Origin of the sequence: Methylobacterium sp. 1973, assembly GCF_040545035.1 — a bacterium.
In the GTDB taxonomy this organism is placed as follows: domain Bacteria; phylum Pseudomonadota; class Alphaproteobacteria; order Rhizobiales; family Beijerinckiaceae; genus Methylobacterium; species Methylobacterium fujisawaense.
Genome location: NZ_JBEPLA010000008.1, coordinates 44702 through 60281 on the forward strand (window position 1 = coordinate 44702; position 15580 = coordinate 60281).

Genomic DNA, 15580 nt, shown 5'->3' on the forward strand with positions numbered 1-15580 from the left:
CGGGGCCGCGACCGGTTCGCGGGCCGTCCTACGGCAGCACGAGGCCCGATGCCGCGTAGGTCAGGGCCGCGACCAGGGCCGCGGCCGGCATCGTGATCACCCAGGCGATCACGATGCCCTGCGCCACGTTCCAGCGGACCGCCGAGACCCGGCGCGCAGCCCCGACGCCGACGATGGCGCCGGTGATCGTGTGGGTGGTCGAGACCGGGATGCCAAAGGCCGTTGCGGCGAACAGGGTCGCGGCGCCTCCGGTCTCGGCGCAGAAGCCCTGCAGGGGCGTCAGGCGCGTGATCTTCGAGCCCATCGTGTGGACGATGCGCCAGCCGCCCAGAAGGGTGCCGAGCGCCATGGCGCCCTGACAGGACAGCACGACCCAGAGCGGCACATGAAAGGCCCCGCTCTCGCCGTGGGCGTAGAGCAGGGCGGCGATGATGCCCATGGTCTTCTGGGCGTCGTTGCCGCCGTGGCCGAGGGAGTAGAGCGAGGCCGAGACGAATTGCAGGCCCCGGAACAGCCCGTCCACCGCGTGCGGGGTCGAGCGGATGAAGATCCACGAGACCGCCAGCATCAGCACCAGGCCGAGGGTGAAGCCGAGGGCCGGCGACAGGACGATGGCGGCGCTGGTGGCGATCACGCCGGGCCAGACGATCACGCCCATCCCCGCCTTGGCGATGCCGGCGCCGAGCAGGCCGCCGATCAGGGCGTGCGAGCTCGAGGATGGGATTCCGGCATACCATGTGATCAGGTTCCAGCTGATCGCCCCGCCGAGCGCGCCGAGAATCACCCGGTCGTCCACCGCCGCGACGTCGATGATGCCCGAACCCACGGTTCCGGCGACGTGGAGCCCGAAGACCAGGAAGGCCACGAAGTTGAAGAACGCCGCCCAGAACACGGCGTAGCGGGGCGCCAGCACCCGCGTCGACACGATGGTGGCGATGGAATTCGCGGCATCGTGCAACCCGTTGAGGAAATCGAAGACCAGCGCGAGGGCAATGAGGACGATGAGGAATGTCACGCGGCGGCCTGCAGCTTAAACGTGTTCGACGACGATGCTGCTGATCTGGTTCGCCACGTCCTCGAACCGATCCATGACCTTCTCCAGGTGGCCGTAGAGTTCCGACCCGACGATGAAGGCCATGGGGTCCTGTCCCGACGCCTTGAACAGGGCCTTCAACCCGTCATTGTGCAGGTCGTCGGCCCGCCCCTCCAGCTCGATGACGCGCTCGGTCAGGCCGTTCAGCGCGGTGGCATTCTCGCCGAGCGCCCGCAGCTTCGGCAGGGCCTCGGCGGTGACCTGCGCGGCCTCCTGAATGACCGCCCCCATCTCGCGCATCGCCGGCTCGAAGGTGGTCACCTCGAAGAGCTGGACCGCCTTGGCGGTCTTGAGCATCTGGTCGATGGCGTCGTCGAGGGACCCGACCAGGGCCTGAATATCGCTGCGGTCGAAGGGCGTGATGAAGGTCCGGCGGACCGCCAGAAGCGCCTCCCGGGTGATTGCGTCCGCGGCATCCTCATGGGCCGCGATCGCCGCGTAGGCCGCCGGTACGGCTTGCGTGCCGTCGAGGAGCGACCGAAGCGCGGCGGCGCCGTCCGTGAGCGTCGCGGCATGACGCTCGAACAGGTCGAAGAATCGGTCCTCTCGCGGCATCAGGGCACGAAACCAAGCCAGCATGTCGTGTCCGGGTCGAGAGGTTGGCGGTATCCGCCGGGCGCGAAAACGCCCGGCAGGCACAACGGGCGAAAGCGCCGGCCGATCCGGCGGCCGGGATACAATCGACCGTTGCTGATCGCTCTCCGGCCGCGCGGCTCAGCAGGCTTGTCCCGTGGAGGCGTGAAGCCAGCCGAAATCCACCGGGTAACCGAGGCCATGCAGCATCTTCACCCGCTTCCAGGAGGCCGACCGCGCCAAGGCTGCGTCCTGTCCGGCCTCGATCTCGGCGCTCTCCATTTCCTGAAGCTCGCGGCTCAGCGCCTCGCGCAGGCCCGCGTCCTTCATGTTGCCGAGGGCGGCAGTGAAGGCCTGCTCGGCGATCCGAACCTGATCACAAATCTGACGCACGCTCATCAGTCCCCAACCCTCCCGCGCGGCGTGAACACTGCGATCCCGCAGTCCATCAGAGATTATCATGCGCGTGGTCGCCGGGAGATGTACGTCTTTGGTGCAGCGGCCCTCACCGCATCGGGAGCGGCCCGATGCGCCGTGCCACCCGCGGCGGACGCCGCCACCGGCGCTTGCGTCCGAAGGTCCGGCGCGGATCCGGCACGCGCGGATCCACCGCGTTCCTCCGGCTAAGGCCCGGCTGGAAGCTCGCCCCGATCGCCACGATCGCGGCCGACCCGATCAGCGCGACGAGCGCCGCGCCCCAAAACATGCTCTCGAACATCAGGCACTCCCGGAGCGGAGCCCCGCCGCAGGCCGCTCGGACCCGCGGGCGATCACGAATCAAGCTAAACCATACTCTCGAATGCGATCAACGCCCAGTATCGAGCTGTATTCAGCTTTCGACATCTGATCGAAGCCCGCCATTTGCAAAAATCGTCCCTGAACGTGCCGGCGCCGTCGGCGCGCTGCGGCCGACGGACCGGCTCCTCCGTCTGTGCGGTGACGCACCGCGCATGCGCCGCGGCCGTCCACCTGTCGCCCCATTCCGGTGCGACACGGCGATCATTCGCTTTCCGGTCGAACGCACCATCATCGTCTTCACGGCGAGGACGATTCTGACCCGCGCCCCGGACCCGGCTGACGCAGCCGGCCCCGGCCTTCGGCAACGGATCGGACGCGGCGATCGAAGGCGGAATTTACGGGTCGTTCATCCTCCGGGTGTCCGATCCGGATGGTCAGAGGCGGAGAAGCGGAAGCGATGCCGAGCGAAACCAACAGGCCGCACCAGGATGCGCCCGCTCAGGAGCCGATCCTCGAACTCTGGCGGATCATCGCCCTCGCGCTGATCGTCGCCGCCGGCATGCTGTTCGTCCACCTGATCGTTCCGACCGAAGCCGACGCGTCCGCAGCCCTGTCGACGACCATGCCGCGTGCCGCCGGCCTCAGCGCCTCCTGAGGGGCGCGTGGGCCGGACACGGCACTGAGGGCCGGGCCCGGCGGCGCTCACGCGAGGCGGCGGGCGGATGCGCATCCCAGGGCTCAGGCGCCCGTTGTGGCGCCCGGAATCGCCGCGCCCGTCTACTGCATCGGCAACGGGATCGACTCCACGCCGACCTCACCGATTCCGCGGGCCGCGAGGGCTGTGCGCAGGGCGTCGGTCAGGCAGCTTCCGGCCGTGAAGGCGCCGAGCGCAGAGCCGTGCCGGTCCGCCTCGCGCGGGAGCGGGCCGATCAGCTGCACGACGCGCCGGGCGATGGCGGGGGCCGGGTCGATCCAGGTCACCGGCCAGGGCGCCACGGCCTGCAGGCGCGGAAGCAGCAGGGGATAGTGGGTGCAGGCGAGGCAGATCACGTCGGTACGCCGGCCGTCCGCCTCGGTGACGAAGCAGGGGGCGATCTCCGCGGCGAGGGCAGCATCGTCCACCGGCGCGCCGGCGAGCTCGGCTTCCGCGTAGCCGGCGAGATTCTGCGAGCCGATCCGCGTGACCGCGCAGGCGCCGGCATAGGTCGCGATCAGGTCGCTCGTGTAGGACCGCGCCACCGTGCCGGGCGTCGCCAGCAGGGTTATCATCCGGGAGCGCGTCACCTCGGCCGCGGGCTTGATCGGCGGCACCACGCCCACGAAGGGCGTCGTGAAGCGCTGCCGGAGCGCCGGAAGCACCAGCGTCGAGGCGGTGTTGCAGGCGATCACGACGAGATCAGGCCTGTGGGTCGCGACGAGCCGCTCCATCACGGTGAGGACGCGGGCGACGAGGGGCGCCTCCCCGAGCCGGCCATAGGGGAAGGCGGCATCGTCGCCGACATAGACGTAACGGGCATCCGGGCGGGCGCGCCGCACGGCGTCGAGGACGGTGAGGCCGCCGAGCCCGGAATCGAAGACCAGGATGGTCGGCTCGGCGGCACTGCGCAGCGCCGCGGCGGACAGGCTGGCCCCGGCCATCAGATCGATCCGCATGAGAACCCGGACTCCTCGAAGAGCGTCCCAAAATCTCGGCCGTGAGGGTTAAGGCGATCTCACTGCGGCGAGAGAAAGATCCGCGATCCCCAACCCGTTCCGTTAACCGCCACGCGTCCGCGGCGAAGTGCCCCCAGACCGGCTGCGCCGAGCCGATGCTCGTCGGAGAGGTTGTCGGACCACAACCGGGACATATCTTCTGCCGGCCGGCCCGGAATCGAGGAAATGGTTCTCGGTGCGGCAGGATTAAGGGGATCATCGTCATGGCAGCGACGGCCGCACTGCGTCCGGACGAGACGCACGACCCCCGGGCACCGGCCATTCCGCCGCCGCCCGTCACCGCACGACCGATCGATCGCGCCGCGTGGATCGCGGCCTTTCGGCAGGTCCGGAACGAGACCGAGCGCCGCGCCGCACCGCTCTCGCCGGAGGACCAGCAGGTCCAGTCCATGGCGGATGCGAGCCCGACCAAGTGGCACCGGGCGCATGTCACGTGGTTCTTCGAGCAGTTCCTGCTGCGGGAGCATCTGCCGGGCTACGCCATCTACGACGCGCGGCTACACTACCTCTTCAACTCGTACTACGTGGCGGCCGGCCCGCGGCAGCCGCGCATCCAGCGGGGCATGATCACCCGCCCGACCATGGCCGAGGTCGCTGCCTACCGGGCCCATATCGACCGCGCCGTCGAGACTCTGCTGAGCCAAGCCTCCGATCGCGCCCTGGAGATGGTGCTGCCGATCCTGGAGATCGGCCTCTATCACGAGCAGCAGCACCAGGAGTTGCTCCTCACCGACATCCTCCACGCCTTCGCGCAGAATCCGCTCAATCCCGCCTACGATCCGGACTGGCGCTTCCCGGACGCAGCCGCGCAGCGCGGTCAGGTCGAGCTCCGCCGGGAGATCGCCTGGATCGGCCACACGGGAGAGGGGTTCTCATTCGACAACGAATCCCCCCGCCATGAGACGCTGATCCCGGCCGGCCGCATCGACCGGGCGCTGGTGACCAACCGCCAGTGGCTCGGCTTCATGGAGGACGGCGGCTATGCCAAGCCCGAGCTGTGGCTCTCGGACGGCTGGTATGCCGGTCCGGCGGAGGGCTGGGAGGCGCCCGGCTACTGGCGCCGGGACGGGGAGGGGTGGGCGACCATGACCCTCGGCGGCCAGCGGCCTGTGGATCTCGACGCGCCCGTCACCCACATCAGCTACTACGAGGCCGACGCCTATGCCCGCTGGGCCGGCCGGTTCCTACCGACCGAGTTCGAGTGGGAGGTCGCGGCCCGGGACAATAGTCTGCCGGACGCCTTCGGCCTCGTCTGGCAATGGACCCGCAGCGCCTACATGCCCTACCCGGGCTACCGGCCGCTCCCGGGGGCCCTCGGCGAGTACAACGGCAAGTTCATGGCCAACCAGTTCGTGCTGCGCGGCTCGTCGGTGGCGACACCGGAGGGTCATGCCCGGCTGCCGTACCGCAATTTCTTCTATCCGCACCAGCGCTGGCAGTTCACGGGCCTGCGCCTCGCCGATGCCGCCTGACGCCCTCCGGAGCTGCCCTTGACCATCAAGCCCACCTTCCCCGACGCGACGCCGGTCACGCTGGACGCGGCGCCCCTGTCGTTCCTCGACGACGTCCGGACGGGCCTGTCGAAACCCCAGAAGGCGCTCTCGCCGAAGTATTTCTACGACGCGGCCGGATCCGCTCTGTTCGAAGAGATCACCCAGCTTCCGGAATATTATCCGACCCGTACGGAGATCGGCATCCTGGAGGCCAGCGGCCCGGAGATGGCGACGCTGCTGCCCGCGCATGCGGCGCTGGTCGAGTTCGGCAGCGGCTCGACCGTCAAGCTCCGTCGCCTGCTCGGCCATCTCGACACGCTCGCGGCCTATGTGCCCGTGGACGTCTCGGGCGAGTTCCTGCGGGCGCAGGCCGAGGGGCTCCGGGACGACTTTCCGCATCTGCGGGTCGAACCGGTGGTCGCTGACTTCACCCAGGACTTCAACCTGCCGGACAGTCTCGACGGCCTCCCGCGGGCCGGCTTCTTCCCGGGCTCGACCATCGGCAATTTCGATCCGCACGAGGCCGAGGGTTTGCTGCACCGCTTCGGACGGATCCTCGGCCCGGGCGCCCACATGATCGTCGGCGTCGACCTCGTGAAGGATGCCGCAGTTCTGGAGAATGCCTACGACGACGCCCAGGGCGTCACGGCGGCCTTCAACCTCAACCTCCTGACGCGGATCAACCGGGAACTCGCGGGCCGCTTCGAGCCGGACGCGTTCAGCCACCGGGCGGTGTTCAACCCCAACGCCTCGCGGATCGAGATGCACCTCGTGGCCCGTGACGCGCAGGCCGTGCGGGTCGGCAGCGACACCTTCGCCTTTGCGGCAGGCGAGACGATCCACACGGAAAGCAGCTACAAGTACACAGTGGCCACGTTCCGCGCCCTCACCGAGCGGGCCGGCTGGACATGGCTGAAGGTCTGGACGGATCAGGACCAGCTCTTCTCGGTCCACGCCCTCCGGCTGGACTGAGGACAAGGCCGGGGCCGCCCCATGCGTATCGGGCCGCCCTGGTTCCTTCTGGTGGCGCCTGGATTGGGGGCGCTCGCGGGACTGCTCTACGGGACGCTCTTCGACGTCGGTCCCCTGACCGGCGCGGCGATCCGCGGCGCGATCATCGGCACGCCGATCCTGCTCTACGAGCGCAGGCTGCTGGCCCCGCGCCTGCGCGACCGCATCCGCGCCCTCGCGACGCCGCTGTTCCTGATCGCCACGGTGGCCCTCTATATCGGGCTGATCGTGATCGGGAATGCGGTCGCCAGCACCGTTCTGAACAAGCTGTTCCGCTTCATGTACAGCGCGCGGAACGCGATGCTGATGACCGATACGGGCCTCCTCTACGCGCTCGGCATCTCGGCCCTCGTGGTGTTCGTGTTCCGCGTCCGCGACCTGATCGGTCCCGGCGTGTTCGCCAACCTGCTGATCGGGCGCTATCACCGGCCGATCAGCGAGGAGCGCATCTTCCTGTTCCTCGACGTGACGGGCTCGACGCACTTCGCCGATCGCTACGGCGACCGGGAGGCCCAGGCCTATCTCGGCCAAGTGTTCAACGCCCTGGCGCTGCCGGTGTCGCGCGCCCGCGGCTCCATCGACGATTACATCGGCGATCTGGCGCTGGTGACCTGGCCGCTGGACCGGGGATTGCGCGATGCGGCCTGCCTGCGCTGCGTCTTCGACTTCGAGGCGCGTCTGGCCGCGGAGGCCGCAAGCTGGCGCAGCCGCTTCGGCCAAGTCCCGCAATTCCGCGCCGCCCTGCATTGCGGCCCGGTGGTCACCGCCGAGATCGGGCTGGAGCGGCACAAGATCGCGTATTTCGGCGACGTCGTGAACACGACCGCGCGGCTCGAGGCCTTGTCGAAGACCCTCGGGGTGCACGTGCTGGTTTCCGCCGATCTCCTCGACCGGATCGGAGAACTGCCCGACGACATGATTGCGGACGATCTCGGTGCCCATGCCCTGCGAGGGCGCGCCGAACCCCTCGCTGTGGCGGCGATCCGGCGACGGTCCTCCCGCGCGGCACCGGTCGTGCCGCTTTCGAGCCGCGCCGCGACGGGCTGAGGCCGGGCGGTCCCGTCCGGCCTCCAGGGCAGAGACGGCGCGCGCGCCCTCTCAGGTCGACAGCGCCTTCAGAACGTCGCGGGCGGCGCGCGCGCCGTCCAGCGTGGCCCCGCCCACCGTCATGGCCCCGCCGCCGGCCAGCGCCTCTCCGGCGAAGAACACGCGTCCCCCCACCGGGTCACGCAGGCGGTCACGGGCCTCCGCGTGGCCGGGGGCGACGATCGCGTACGATCCGAGGGCGTACGGATCCGTCCACCAGCCGGCGAGCCGCCCCGCCACGACCGCGTCCCGGGCGTCCGCGCCGAGGATCGCGACCAGGCGCTCTGTGGCCAGCGCCACGGCCGCCGCCTCGCCGGCGCGGCACAGGTCGCGGGCGAGATCGCCCCCGAGATTGGCCACCGTCAGGGACCGACCGAACGGCTTCATCTCGAAGTAGATCGTCGGTCCGCCCTTTGCCAGCGACACCGCATCACCCACGGTCGCCGGATCGAGCTTCGCCGGGTCGAGGCGCAAGCCGATCTTGGTGTAGGCGCCCATGCGCAATCCATCGAGAGCCGCCTGTGTGCTGGCCGGCAGGGCCGGGGTGAAGGCCACGCGACCGGCCTTCAGCACGCCCACCGGCACCGTCACGATCACCGCGGCTGCGGTGAGGGTGCCACACCCCGTCTCGATGCGGACGTCCTGTCCGGACCAGTCGATCGCGTGAACCGGGCAGCCGAGCCGCACCGGCAGGTCGGCGAAATGGTGCGCCACCAGGGCGCCGTAGCCGTCGACCCAGAGGTCCGTGCCGGACCAGAGCCGGTCGTAATCCACGGCCGAGACGCGCTCGGGATCCTCGCCGAGCGAGAGCCGGCTGAGACCGGCCGCGGCCTGCACGGCCATCGGGCCGCCGATTCCGGCCGCTTCCGCCAACGAGATGTCGGCCGCCTTCGGAACGAGGAGCGCGTCGAGCCCCGAGAAGCCGGCACGCCGGTTCGCCATCTCGGCTTCGGTGGCGGGGCGACCGTCGATCACGAGCTTGCGCGCCCAGCCTTCCTCACCGGCGAAGCGGGCCTTGGCGGCCCGGGCGATGGGCGCCCAGGGATTGCGCTCGGCCCAATGGATATACTCGGCGCCGGCATCGAACGGATACGCCGCACCGAGCGCCGTGTCGGTGAAGGCGCGCCCGCCGATCCGGTCCCGTGCCTCGACCAGGATGAAGCCACGTCCGGCGCTCCGCAGCGCCGATGCCGCCGCCAGCCCCGCCGCCCCGGCACCGACGATGACCACCGGGCCGGTGCGGGCCCAGGCGCGCAGTGCCGGGGCCGCTACGAGAGCGGAGGTGAGGACTGTGCGTCGGGTCGGTCTCATGGCGCACCCGCTCGGAGTCATCCCGGCTCCAGTCCACGGCGCGCGGACCGAAAGCGGTGCGCTAGCCGCGCGCCCCCGGGCTGCCCGAGCGCTTCTCCATCATGGCCTTGACCTGCATCAGCTGGTCCCAGACCTGGCCGGGCGATGTGCCGAAGAAGTCGAAACCGGCGCTGATGCCCAGGTAGATGCCGACGCAGATCAGCGGCACGAGCACCCAGGCAAGCACCTCTTCGCCGCGCCGACGCCGCTGACGACGCCGCCGCCGCTCCTCGCGCCGGGTCAGCTTCTTGGGGGGCGCCGGCTGCGCGACGGGGGACAGGGGTCCCTCGTGCAGGTTGTCTGTCATCGGGCGCCTCCTCGCCGCGGCGCTTGCGCGTCGCGGCGGTCATAGACCGGCGGCCCCTAGTCCGGAAGGCCGCCAGCCGGCATGCACACCATTAGGCGCGCACGAGTGGCACCTTCGGCACGGTCCGGACGCCGCCGCCCGAGCTGCCGCCGCCGCCCTTGTTGTCCTTCGGCGTCTTCTTGCGCGCCGCGGCGCGGGGCTTGGCCCGCTTGTGGCGCTTGGCGGCGTTGGTCACGTCCTTCTCGGGCTTGGGCGTGACGGGGCCGGCCGGGAAATCGAAGCCCAGGCTGTCCTTGGCGCCCGACTTGGCCTCGGCATCCTCCGGCTTGCGCACGACCACGCGGACCGCACCGCCATCCTTCAGCTTGCCGAACAGAACCTCGTCGGCGAGGGGCGTCTTGATGGTCGACTGGATCAGCCGGGCCATCGGGCGGGCGCCCATCGCGTCGTCGTAGCCATGCTCCACCAGCCAGTCGCGGGCCTCGTCCGAGAGTTCGATCGTGACGTTGCGGTCGGCGAGCTGCGCCTCGAGCTGGAGGACGAACTTGTCGACCACCTTGGCCACCACCTCCTTCGGCAGGTGGCCGAACGAGATGATCGCGTCGAGGCGGTTGCGGAATTCCGGCGCGAACAACCGGTTGATCGCCTCCACGTCGTCGCCGGAACGCTTCGACTGGGTGAAGCCGTAGGCCGCCTTCGCCAGATCCGAGGCACCCGCATTCGACGTCATGATGATGATGACGTTGCGGAAATCGACCTGCTTGCCGTTGTGGTCGGTCAGCTTCCCGTGGTCCATGACCTGCAACAGGATGTTGAACAGGTCCGGGTGGGCCTTCTCGATCTCGTCGAGGAGCAGCACGCAATGCGGGTGCTGGTCGATCCCGTCGGTGAGCAGGCCGCCCTGGTCGAAGCCCACGTAGCCGGGGGGCGCGCCGATCAGGCGGCTCACCGTGTGACGCTCCATGTATTCCGACATGTCGAAGCGCAGCATCTCGACGCCCAGCGACGCGGCGAGCTGCTTGGCGGCCTCGGTCTTGCCGACGCCGGTCGGTCCCGCGAACAGATACGAGCCGATCGGCTTGTCCGGGTCGCGCAGCCCGGCCCGGGCCAGCTTGATCGCCGACGTCAGGGCCTCGATGGCGTTCGGCTGGCCGTAGACCACGCGCTTCAGGTTCTCGGTCAGGTGCTGGAGCACCACCGCGTCGTCCTTCGAGACGGTCTTCGGCGGGATCCGGGCCATCGTGGCGATGGTCGCCTCGATCTCCTTGATGCCGATGGTGCGCTTGCGGCGGGCCTCCGGCACGAGCATCTGCGAGGCCCCCGTCTCGTCGATCACGTCGATCGCCTTGTCGGGCAGCTTGCGGTCGTTGATGTAGCGCGCCGACAGCTCCACCGCGGCCTTCACGGCCTCGGTCGTGTACTTGAGCTTGTGGAACTCCTCGAAATACGGGCGCAGGCCCTTCACGATCTCGATCGTGTCGGGGATCGACGGCTCGTTGACATCGATCTTCTGGAACCGGCGCACCAGGGCGCGATCCTTCTCGAAGTACTGGCGGTACTCCTTGTAGGTGGTCGAGCCGATGCAGCGCAGCGTGCCCGAGGCCAGCGCCGGCTTGAGCAGGTTCGACGCGTCCATGGCCCCGCCCGAAGTCGCACCGGCGCCGATCACCGTGTGGATCTCGTCGATGAACATGATGGCGTTCGGGTGCGCCTCGATCTCCTTCATCACCTGCTTGAGGCGCTCCTCGAAGTCGCCCCGGTAGCGGGTGCCGGCGAGCAGCGTGCCCATGTCGAGGGAGAAGACGGTCGCGTCGGCCAGGACCTCCGGCACCTCGTGCTGGATGATCTTGCGGGCCAGCCCCTCGGCGATGGCGGTCTTGCCGACGCCCGGGTCACCCACGAGCAGCGGGTTGTTCTTCTGCCGGCGGCACAGGACCTGGATGGTCCGCTGGACCTCGGTCTCACGGCCGATCAGCGGGTCGATCTTGCCGTCGCGGGCCTTCTTGTTGAGGTTGACGCAGTAGGCGTCGAGCGCGTCGCCCTTCTTCTTCGCGCCGCCGCGGGGATCCCCCTCGTCGCTCGGACGCTCGGCGGCACCCTCGTCCTCGGCACCGCGCACGGGCTTCGCCTCGGAGGCGCCCGGGCGCTTGGCGATGCCGTGGCTGATGTAGTTGACCGCGTCGTAGCGGGTCATGTCCTGCTCCTGCAGGAAGTAGGCGGCGTGGCTCTCGCGCTCGGCGAAGATCGCCACGAGCACGTTGGCGCCGGTCACCTCCTCGCGACCGGAGGACTGGACGTGGATCACCGCCCGCTGGATCACGCGCTGGAAGCCCGCCGTGGGCTTGGCGTCCTGCCGTCCGTCCCCGGTGAGGTTGGAGAGTTCCGTGTCGACATAGTCGACCAGGCTGCGCTTGAGCGTGTCGATCTCGACGTTGCAGGCACGCATGACCGCGGCCGCATCCTGATCGTCCACGAGGGCGAGCAGGAGATGCTCCAGCGTCGCGTATTCGTGCCGGCGTTCTCCGGCCAGCGCCAGGGCGCGGTGGAGAGCTTGTTCTAGGCTGCGTGAGAAGCTTGGCAAAGCTGGCCTCTGTGTGGGTGCCTACCGCGAGCGGCGCCTATTTCTTTTCCATAACGCACTGGAGAGGATGTTGGTGTTTGCGCGCGAAGTCCATGACCTGCGTCACCTTGGTCTCCGCCACCTCGTAGGTGAAGACGCCGCACTCGCCGACCCCGTTCTGATGCACGTGCATCATGATGTGGTAGGCGTCCTCGTGGCTCTTGTTGAAGAACCGCTCGACCACCAGGACCACGAACTCCATCGGCGTATAGTCGTCGTTCAGAAGGAGTACCCGGTACAGGCTCGGCCGCTTGGTCCGCGGCTTGGTGCGGGTGATGATCGCCGTGTTGGACCGATCGTCGCCGCCAGGGGCGCGCGAGCCGGACGCCGTGACCGCTTTGCGCGCCGGCCAGTGAACCTTCGTCGAACTCGCGGTGCCCTGCATGGGGACCTGTGTCATGTGCGTCGAACCGATCCCTCGTTTGGAGCGGGCGCCGCCGGCCCTGACGGCCGATCCAGTCCTGGCCTGCCGGGAGCAGCGCTCGGCTCCACGGCCGTTAATCTACAGACGGTGAGCCGACTTCGCCAGACGCCTGTGCGCACTTGTCCGCCTCGCTGATCATGCGCCAGCGGCTCACGTCTGCGCCGATCCGGGACGGGGCGCGCCGTCGAGCGCTGCCTTCGGCCGCAGAAATGCGCCGGTGAGGCCGAGGATCATGTCGCCGGCCGCGGCAGAGCGGGCCGTGGCGCGCGCGCCGGCCCGGTTCAGATATGCCGCCTGAACCGCCACGAGTTCGGCCGGGCCGCGGGCCGCCGCCAGCGCCCGCGAGGTAGCCCCGAGATCGTCGAACGCCGTCTTGAACGAGTCGGCATACGTGATCCCGAGGGTCTGGGCCGCCCGACTCACGATCCCGAACCGATGAAGGGGCGTTCTGAAACCGGAGACGACCGGGCTCAACGGAAGGGCAGGGGGCCTCTGCATCGCCGATCTCCAGACCGCCGCCGAACCTGCCGGCCACCCGCGACCGACCTCTTCGGATCGGCGCGAGAGTGTGCGGCGCGACAGCCAGCGTCAAGCTCGGGCGGGTAAGACCCGCCGGCCGCAACCGGCATGGGTTGGCAGGCCGGTGACGGTCCGCGAGCGATCGACCGTAAACGATGGCCGGAACGACACGATCCGGCATTCGCCGCGATCGCATTAACGGGCCTGTAACTGCACCCGCCTAACTCTCCACTGATGCAGCGGGGCCACGCGATCGGCGGGAGGCTCTGCAGGGGATACGACCGGCCAGATCCGGTCTCGCGAGGCAATCAGGCGTGATGCGTAGCGTAGTAGGCCGCTCCCGGACGATTCCAGCGCTCCCGGCCGCGATCCTGGCCGCCGCGGTCCTGACGGCCCTGGCCTCGCCGGCCGAGGCCCGGCGCGGCCGGCACCAACACCATGCCCGGGCCACCGGCGGCTACAACCCGCCCTACGCCGCGATGGTCGTGGACGTGAAGAGCGGCAAGACCCTGCACGCGGTCAACGAGGACGCCCTGCGGCACCCGGCCTCGATCACCAAGGTGATGACGCTCTACATGCTGTTCGAGCAGATGGAGCGCGGCAAGTTCGCCCTCGATTCCGAACTGACCATCTCGGCCCACGCCGCCGCCCAGGCGCCGTCGAAGCTCGGCCTGCGGCCGGGCCAGACCATCACGGTCGAGGATGCCATCAAGGCGATCGTGACGAAGTCGGCGAACGACGTGGCCTGCGCGATCGGCGAGAACATCGCCGGCTCCGAGGAGCGCTTCGCCCAGATGATGACCGCCAAGGCCCATGCCCTGGGCATGAGCCGGACGCGCTATGCCAACGCCTCGGGCCTGCCCGACCCGGACCAGCTCACCACCGCCCGCGACCTGACCGTCCTCGCCCAGGCGATCCAGGACCGGTTTCCGCGCTATTACCGTTACTTCCAGACCCGGTCCTTCGCGTTCCGCGGCCGGGTGATCGGCAACCACAACCACCTGCTGGGCAACGTCCAGGGCGTCGACGGGATCAAGACCGGCTACACCCGGGATTCCGGCTTCAACCTGATGACCGCCGCGAAGTCCGACGGCCGTCAGATCGTGGCGATCGTGCTCGGCGGCAAGTCCGGCGCGAGCCGCGACCGGATCATGGCCGACCTCGTCCGGTCCAGCCTGCCGCGGGCCTATGCCGGCGCCCGGGTCGCGCCCGCCGTCACCGAAGTGGCCGAGCGCGCCCGCCCGGCAGTCGTCGCCGACGCGGTCTCGCGGACCCGCACGCAGGTCGCCTCCGCCGACGACGAGGATGTCGAGACCACCGGCACCACCGGCGAGCCCCTCGACCTGTCGCCCTCGAAGACGACGACGCCGGGCGGCACCTGGAAGCCCGGGCCGCAGGGAATCCCGAAGGCGGCCCAGGCCTATGCCGGCGGCGGCAATGCCCAGCCGCCCTTCCCGGGGGCGTCCAAATCCACGGCCCGGGTGGCCTCCCTCGAGCGCGACGAGCCGCCGAAGGCGGTCTCCGGCGCCCGCGTCGTCCCCACCGCCTGGGTGATCCAGCTCGGGGCCATGGACGACGAGGGCAAGGCCCGGTCGATGCTCTCTGAGGCGCGTGCCAAGGTGGGGGGCAGCCTCTCCAAGGCCGCACCCTACACCGTTAAGGTCGAGCACGGCGGCACCACGCTGTTCCGGGCCCGCTTCTCGGGCTTCGCCGAGCAGGATTCCGCCCAGGAGGCCTGCTCGGCCCTGAAGCGCAGCGGCTTCAGCTGCTTCGCCACCCGGAGCTGAGGCTCCGGAGACCGGCCGGCGCGCCCGCGCGCCGACACGGAACGGCCGCGACCGAGTTCGTCCGCGGCCGACGATCGGTATCTCTCTGACAACGCGCGTGGAGTTCAGCGATGTCGGTTCAGAAGCCTGTCCCGGGCCGCGTTGACGCGCGCCGCCCGCTCGGCGCTGCCTCCCTGGTCGGGGTGAGCCCGCTTCATGAGAGACCGGTGGGCCGACCGGATCTCCTCAGCGGTCGCCCCGCGCTGAAGCCCCAGGACCTGGTACGCCTCCTCCTGCGTCATCGTCCCTGGGTTCGCCGGACGGCGCGGCCGCGGGTCGCGATCGCGCTCAGCGTCTACACGCCATCCGGGCGCCCGGCGGTCGAGATACGGCTCTAACAGGGCGGCGCCCGCGGCGTCGCGAAGGCGGCAGAGCCGGAGCAGATCGACCACGGCACCGGTTGGCATGGCGTCGAGCGACGTGCCGGCGCTTGGCCCGGCGATGACCCGGCCGGTGCGCAGGCTGCCGTCCGGGCGCAGGAGCGCGTCGATCAGGATCGTGCGGAAGCGGCGATCCGCAGGATCGCGGGGCCCCTGACCGGGGTCCGGCCGGATCAGACGACGGAGCCGCGCGGTCATCGCGGCCTGCCCCTCGATCAACCAGACGCCGCTGAGCCCGAGAAGCGCCGCCAGGACGAAGTTCCCGCGCAGGAGCAGGAACCCGGCGGCAAGCAGCGCGAAGGCTCCGAATGTCGGCAGCCGCATCCGTCCGAGGGCTGAGCCGAGGCCAGCACCGAGGCCGCGCCTGATCCGTCGGCCGAGGCCGCCGTTCTTGGACAGCCACCACAGGGTCAGGCAGGCGAGCAGGCCGGCAAACAGCACCATCGC

At 69.8% G+C, this 15580-nt stretch carries 16 protein-coding genes; 5 read left to right on the forward strand and 11 right to left on the reverse strand.

What is annotated here, in order from left to right; translation table 11 throughout:
* Positions 1-28: 28 nt before the first annotated feature.
* From ABIC70_RS16675 to ABIC70_RS16690, 4 genes are all read right to left on the reverse strand, one after another.
* On the reverse strand, positions 29-1015 hold the full coding sequence (locus ABIC70_RS16675; RefSeq protein ID WP_274929101.1) for an inorganic phosphate transporter: 987 nt from the start codon (positions 1013-1015) through the stop codon (positions 29-31).
* Positions 1016-1030: 15 nt separating this feature from the next.
* Entirely contained in the window at positions 1031-1672 is a 642-nt protein-coding gene (locus ABIC70_RS16680) for a DUF47 domain-containing protein (RefSeq protein WP_053610957.1), read from the reverse strand.
* A 135-nt stretch (positions 1673-1807) separates the two neighbouring features.
* Positions 1808-2065, reverse strand: a complete 258-nt coding sequence (locus ABIC70_RS16685) for a hypothetical protein (protein ID WP_043350773.1) — start codon at positions 2063-2065, stop codon at positions 1808-1810.
* A 106-nt stretch (positions 2066-2171) separates the two neighbouring features.
* Positions 2172-2384 carry a hypothetical protein gene (locus tag ABIC70_RS16690; protein ID WP_179698297.1) on the reverse strand — a complete coding sequence of 71 codons (213 nt, stop codon included), beginning with the start codon at positions 2382-2384 and terminating at the stop codon, positions 2172-2174.
* A gap of 477 nt (positions 2385-2861) precedes the next feature.
* On the opposite strand from ABIC70_RS16690, the gene ABIC70_RS16695 reads away from it, so the two are divergent.
* Complete coding sequence (locus ABIC70_RS16695) at positions 2862-3059, forward strand: hypothetical protein (protein WP_182591914.1); 198 nt, start codon at positions 2862-2864, stop codon at positions 3057-3059.
* Between the two features lie 122 nt (positions 3060-3181).
* Here ABIC70_RS16695 and murI read toward each other — a convergent pair whose 3' ends face one another.
* Positions 3182-4057, reverse strand: coding sequence for a glutamate racemase (gene murI / locus ABIC70_RS16700; RefSeq protein WP_043388640.1), 876 nt, complete (start codon positions 4055-4057; stop codon positions 3182-3184).
* A 263-nt stretch (positions 4058-4320) separates the two neighbouring features.
* Between murI and egtB the strand changes: the two genes are divergently transcribed.
* From egtB to ABIC70_RS16715, 3 genes are read left to right on the forward strand one after another with little or no spacing between them, the layout of a single operon-like run.
* Positions 4321-5589 (forward strand): ergothioneine biosynthesis protein EgtB, encoded by a 1269-nt coding sequence (egtB, locus tag ABIC70_RS16705; protein ID WP_354440214.1) that lies wholly within the window; start codon positions 4321-4323, stop codon positions 5587-5589.
* An 18-nt stretch (positions 5590-5607) separates the two neighbouring features.
* The gene (gene egtD, locus ABIC70_RS16710; protein ID WP_354440216.1) at positions 5608-6582 is read left to right on the forward strand and encodes an L-histidine N(alpha)-methyltransferase; all 975 of its coding nucleotides are present in this window, start codon (positions 5608-5610) and stop codon (positions 6580-6582) included.
* A gap of 21 nt (positions 6583-6603) precedes the next feature.
* The gene (locus ABIC70_RS16715) at positions 6604-7668 is read left to right on the forward strand and encodes an adenylate/guanylate cyclase domain-containing protein (protein ID WP_354440218.1); all 1065 of its coding nucleotides are present in this window, start codon (positions 6604-6606) and stop codon (positions 7666-7668) included.
* A gap of 51 nt (positions 7669-7719) precedes the next feature.
* Here the strand turns inward: ABIC70_RS16715 and ABIC70_RS16720 are convergent, their stop codons facing one another.
* The 5 genes from ABIC70_RS16720 to ABIC70_RS16740 form a co-directional block, all read right to left on the reverse strand.
* A complete protein-coding gene (locus ABIC70_RS16720; RefSeq protein ID WP_354440220.1) occupies positions 7720-9018 on the reverse strand; it encodes a flavin monoamine oxidase family protein in 1299 nt (432 codons plus the stop codon).
* Positions 9019-9079: 61 nt separating this feature from the next.
* The gene (locus ABIC70_RS16725; protein ID WP_043350748.1) at positions 9080-9364 is read right to left on the reverse strand and encodes a hypothetical protein; all 285 of its coding nucleotides are present in this window, start codon (positions 9362-9364) and stop codon (positions 9080-9082) included.
* A gap of 91 nt (positions 9365-9455) precedes the next feature.
* Positions 9456-11945: an ATP-dependent Clp protease ATP-binding subunit ClpA gene (clpA, locus tag ABIC70_RS16730; RefSeq protein WP_043388654.1), complete on the reverse strand. Its 2490-nt coding sequence runs from the start codon at positions 11943-11945 to the stop codon at positions 9456-9458.
* A 37-nt stretch (positions 11946-11982) separates the two neighbouring features.
* Entirely contained in the window at positions 11983-12369 is a 387-nt protein-coding gene (clpS, locus tag ABIC70_RS16735; RefSeq protein WP_043352001.1) for an ATP-dependent Clp protease adapter ClpS, read from the reverse strand.
* Positions 12370-12558: 189 nt separating this feature from the next.
* Entirely contained in the window at positions 12559-12831 is a 273-nt protein-coding gene (locus ABIC70_RS16740) for a phasin family protein (RefSeq protein ID WP_251982324.1), read from the reverse strand.
* 413 nt (positions 12832-13244) lie between these two features.
* Between ABIC70_RS16740 and ABIC70_RS16745 the strand changes: the two genes are divergently transcribed.
* Positions 13245-14714, forward strand: coding sequence for a D-alanyl-D-alanine carboxypeptidase (locus tag ABIC70_RS16745; protein ID WP_043352005.1), 1470 nt, complete (start codon positions 13245-13247; stop codon positions 14712-14714).
* Positions 14715-14818: 104 nt separating this feature from the next.
* On the opposite strand, the gene ABIC70_RS16750 is transcribed toward ABIC70_RS16745, so the two are convergent.
* Entirely contained in the window at positions 14819-15577 is a 759-nt protein-coding gene (locus ABIC70_RS16750) for a J domain-containing protein (protein WP_354440223.1), read from the reverse strand.
* Between the last annotated feature and the right edge of the window lie 3 nt (positions 15578-15580).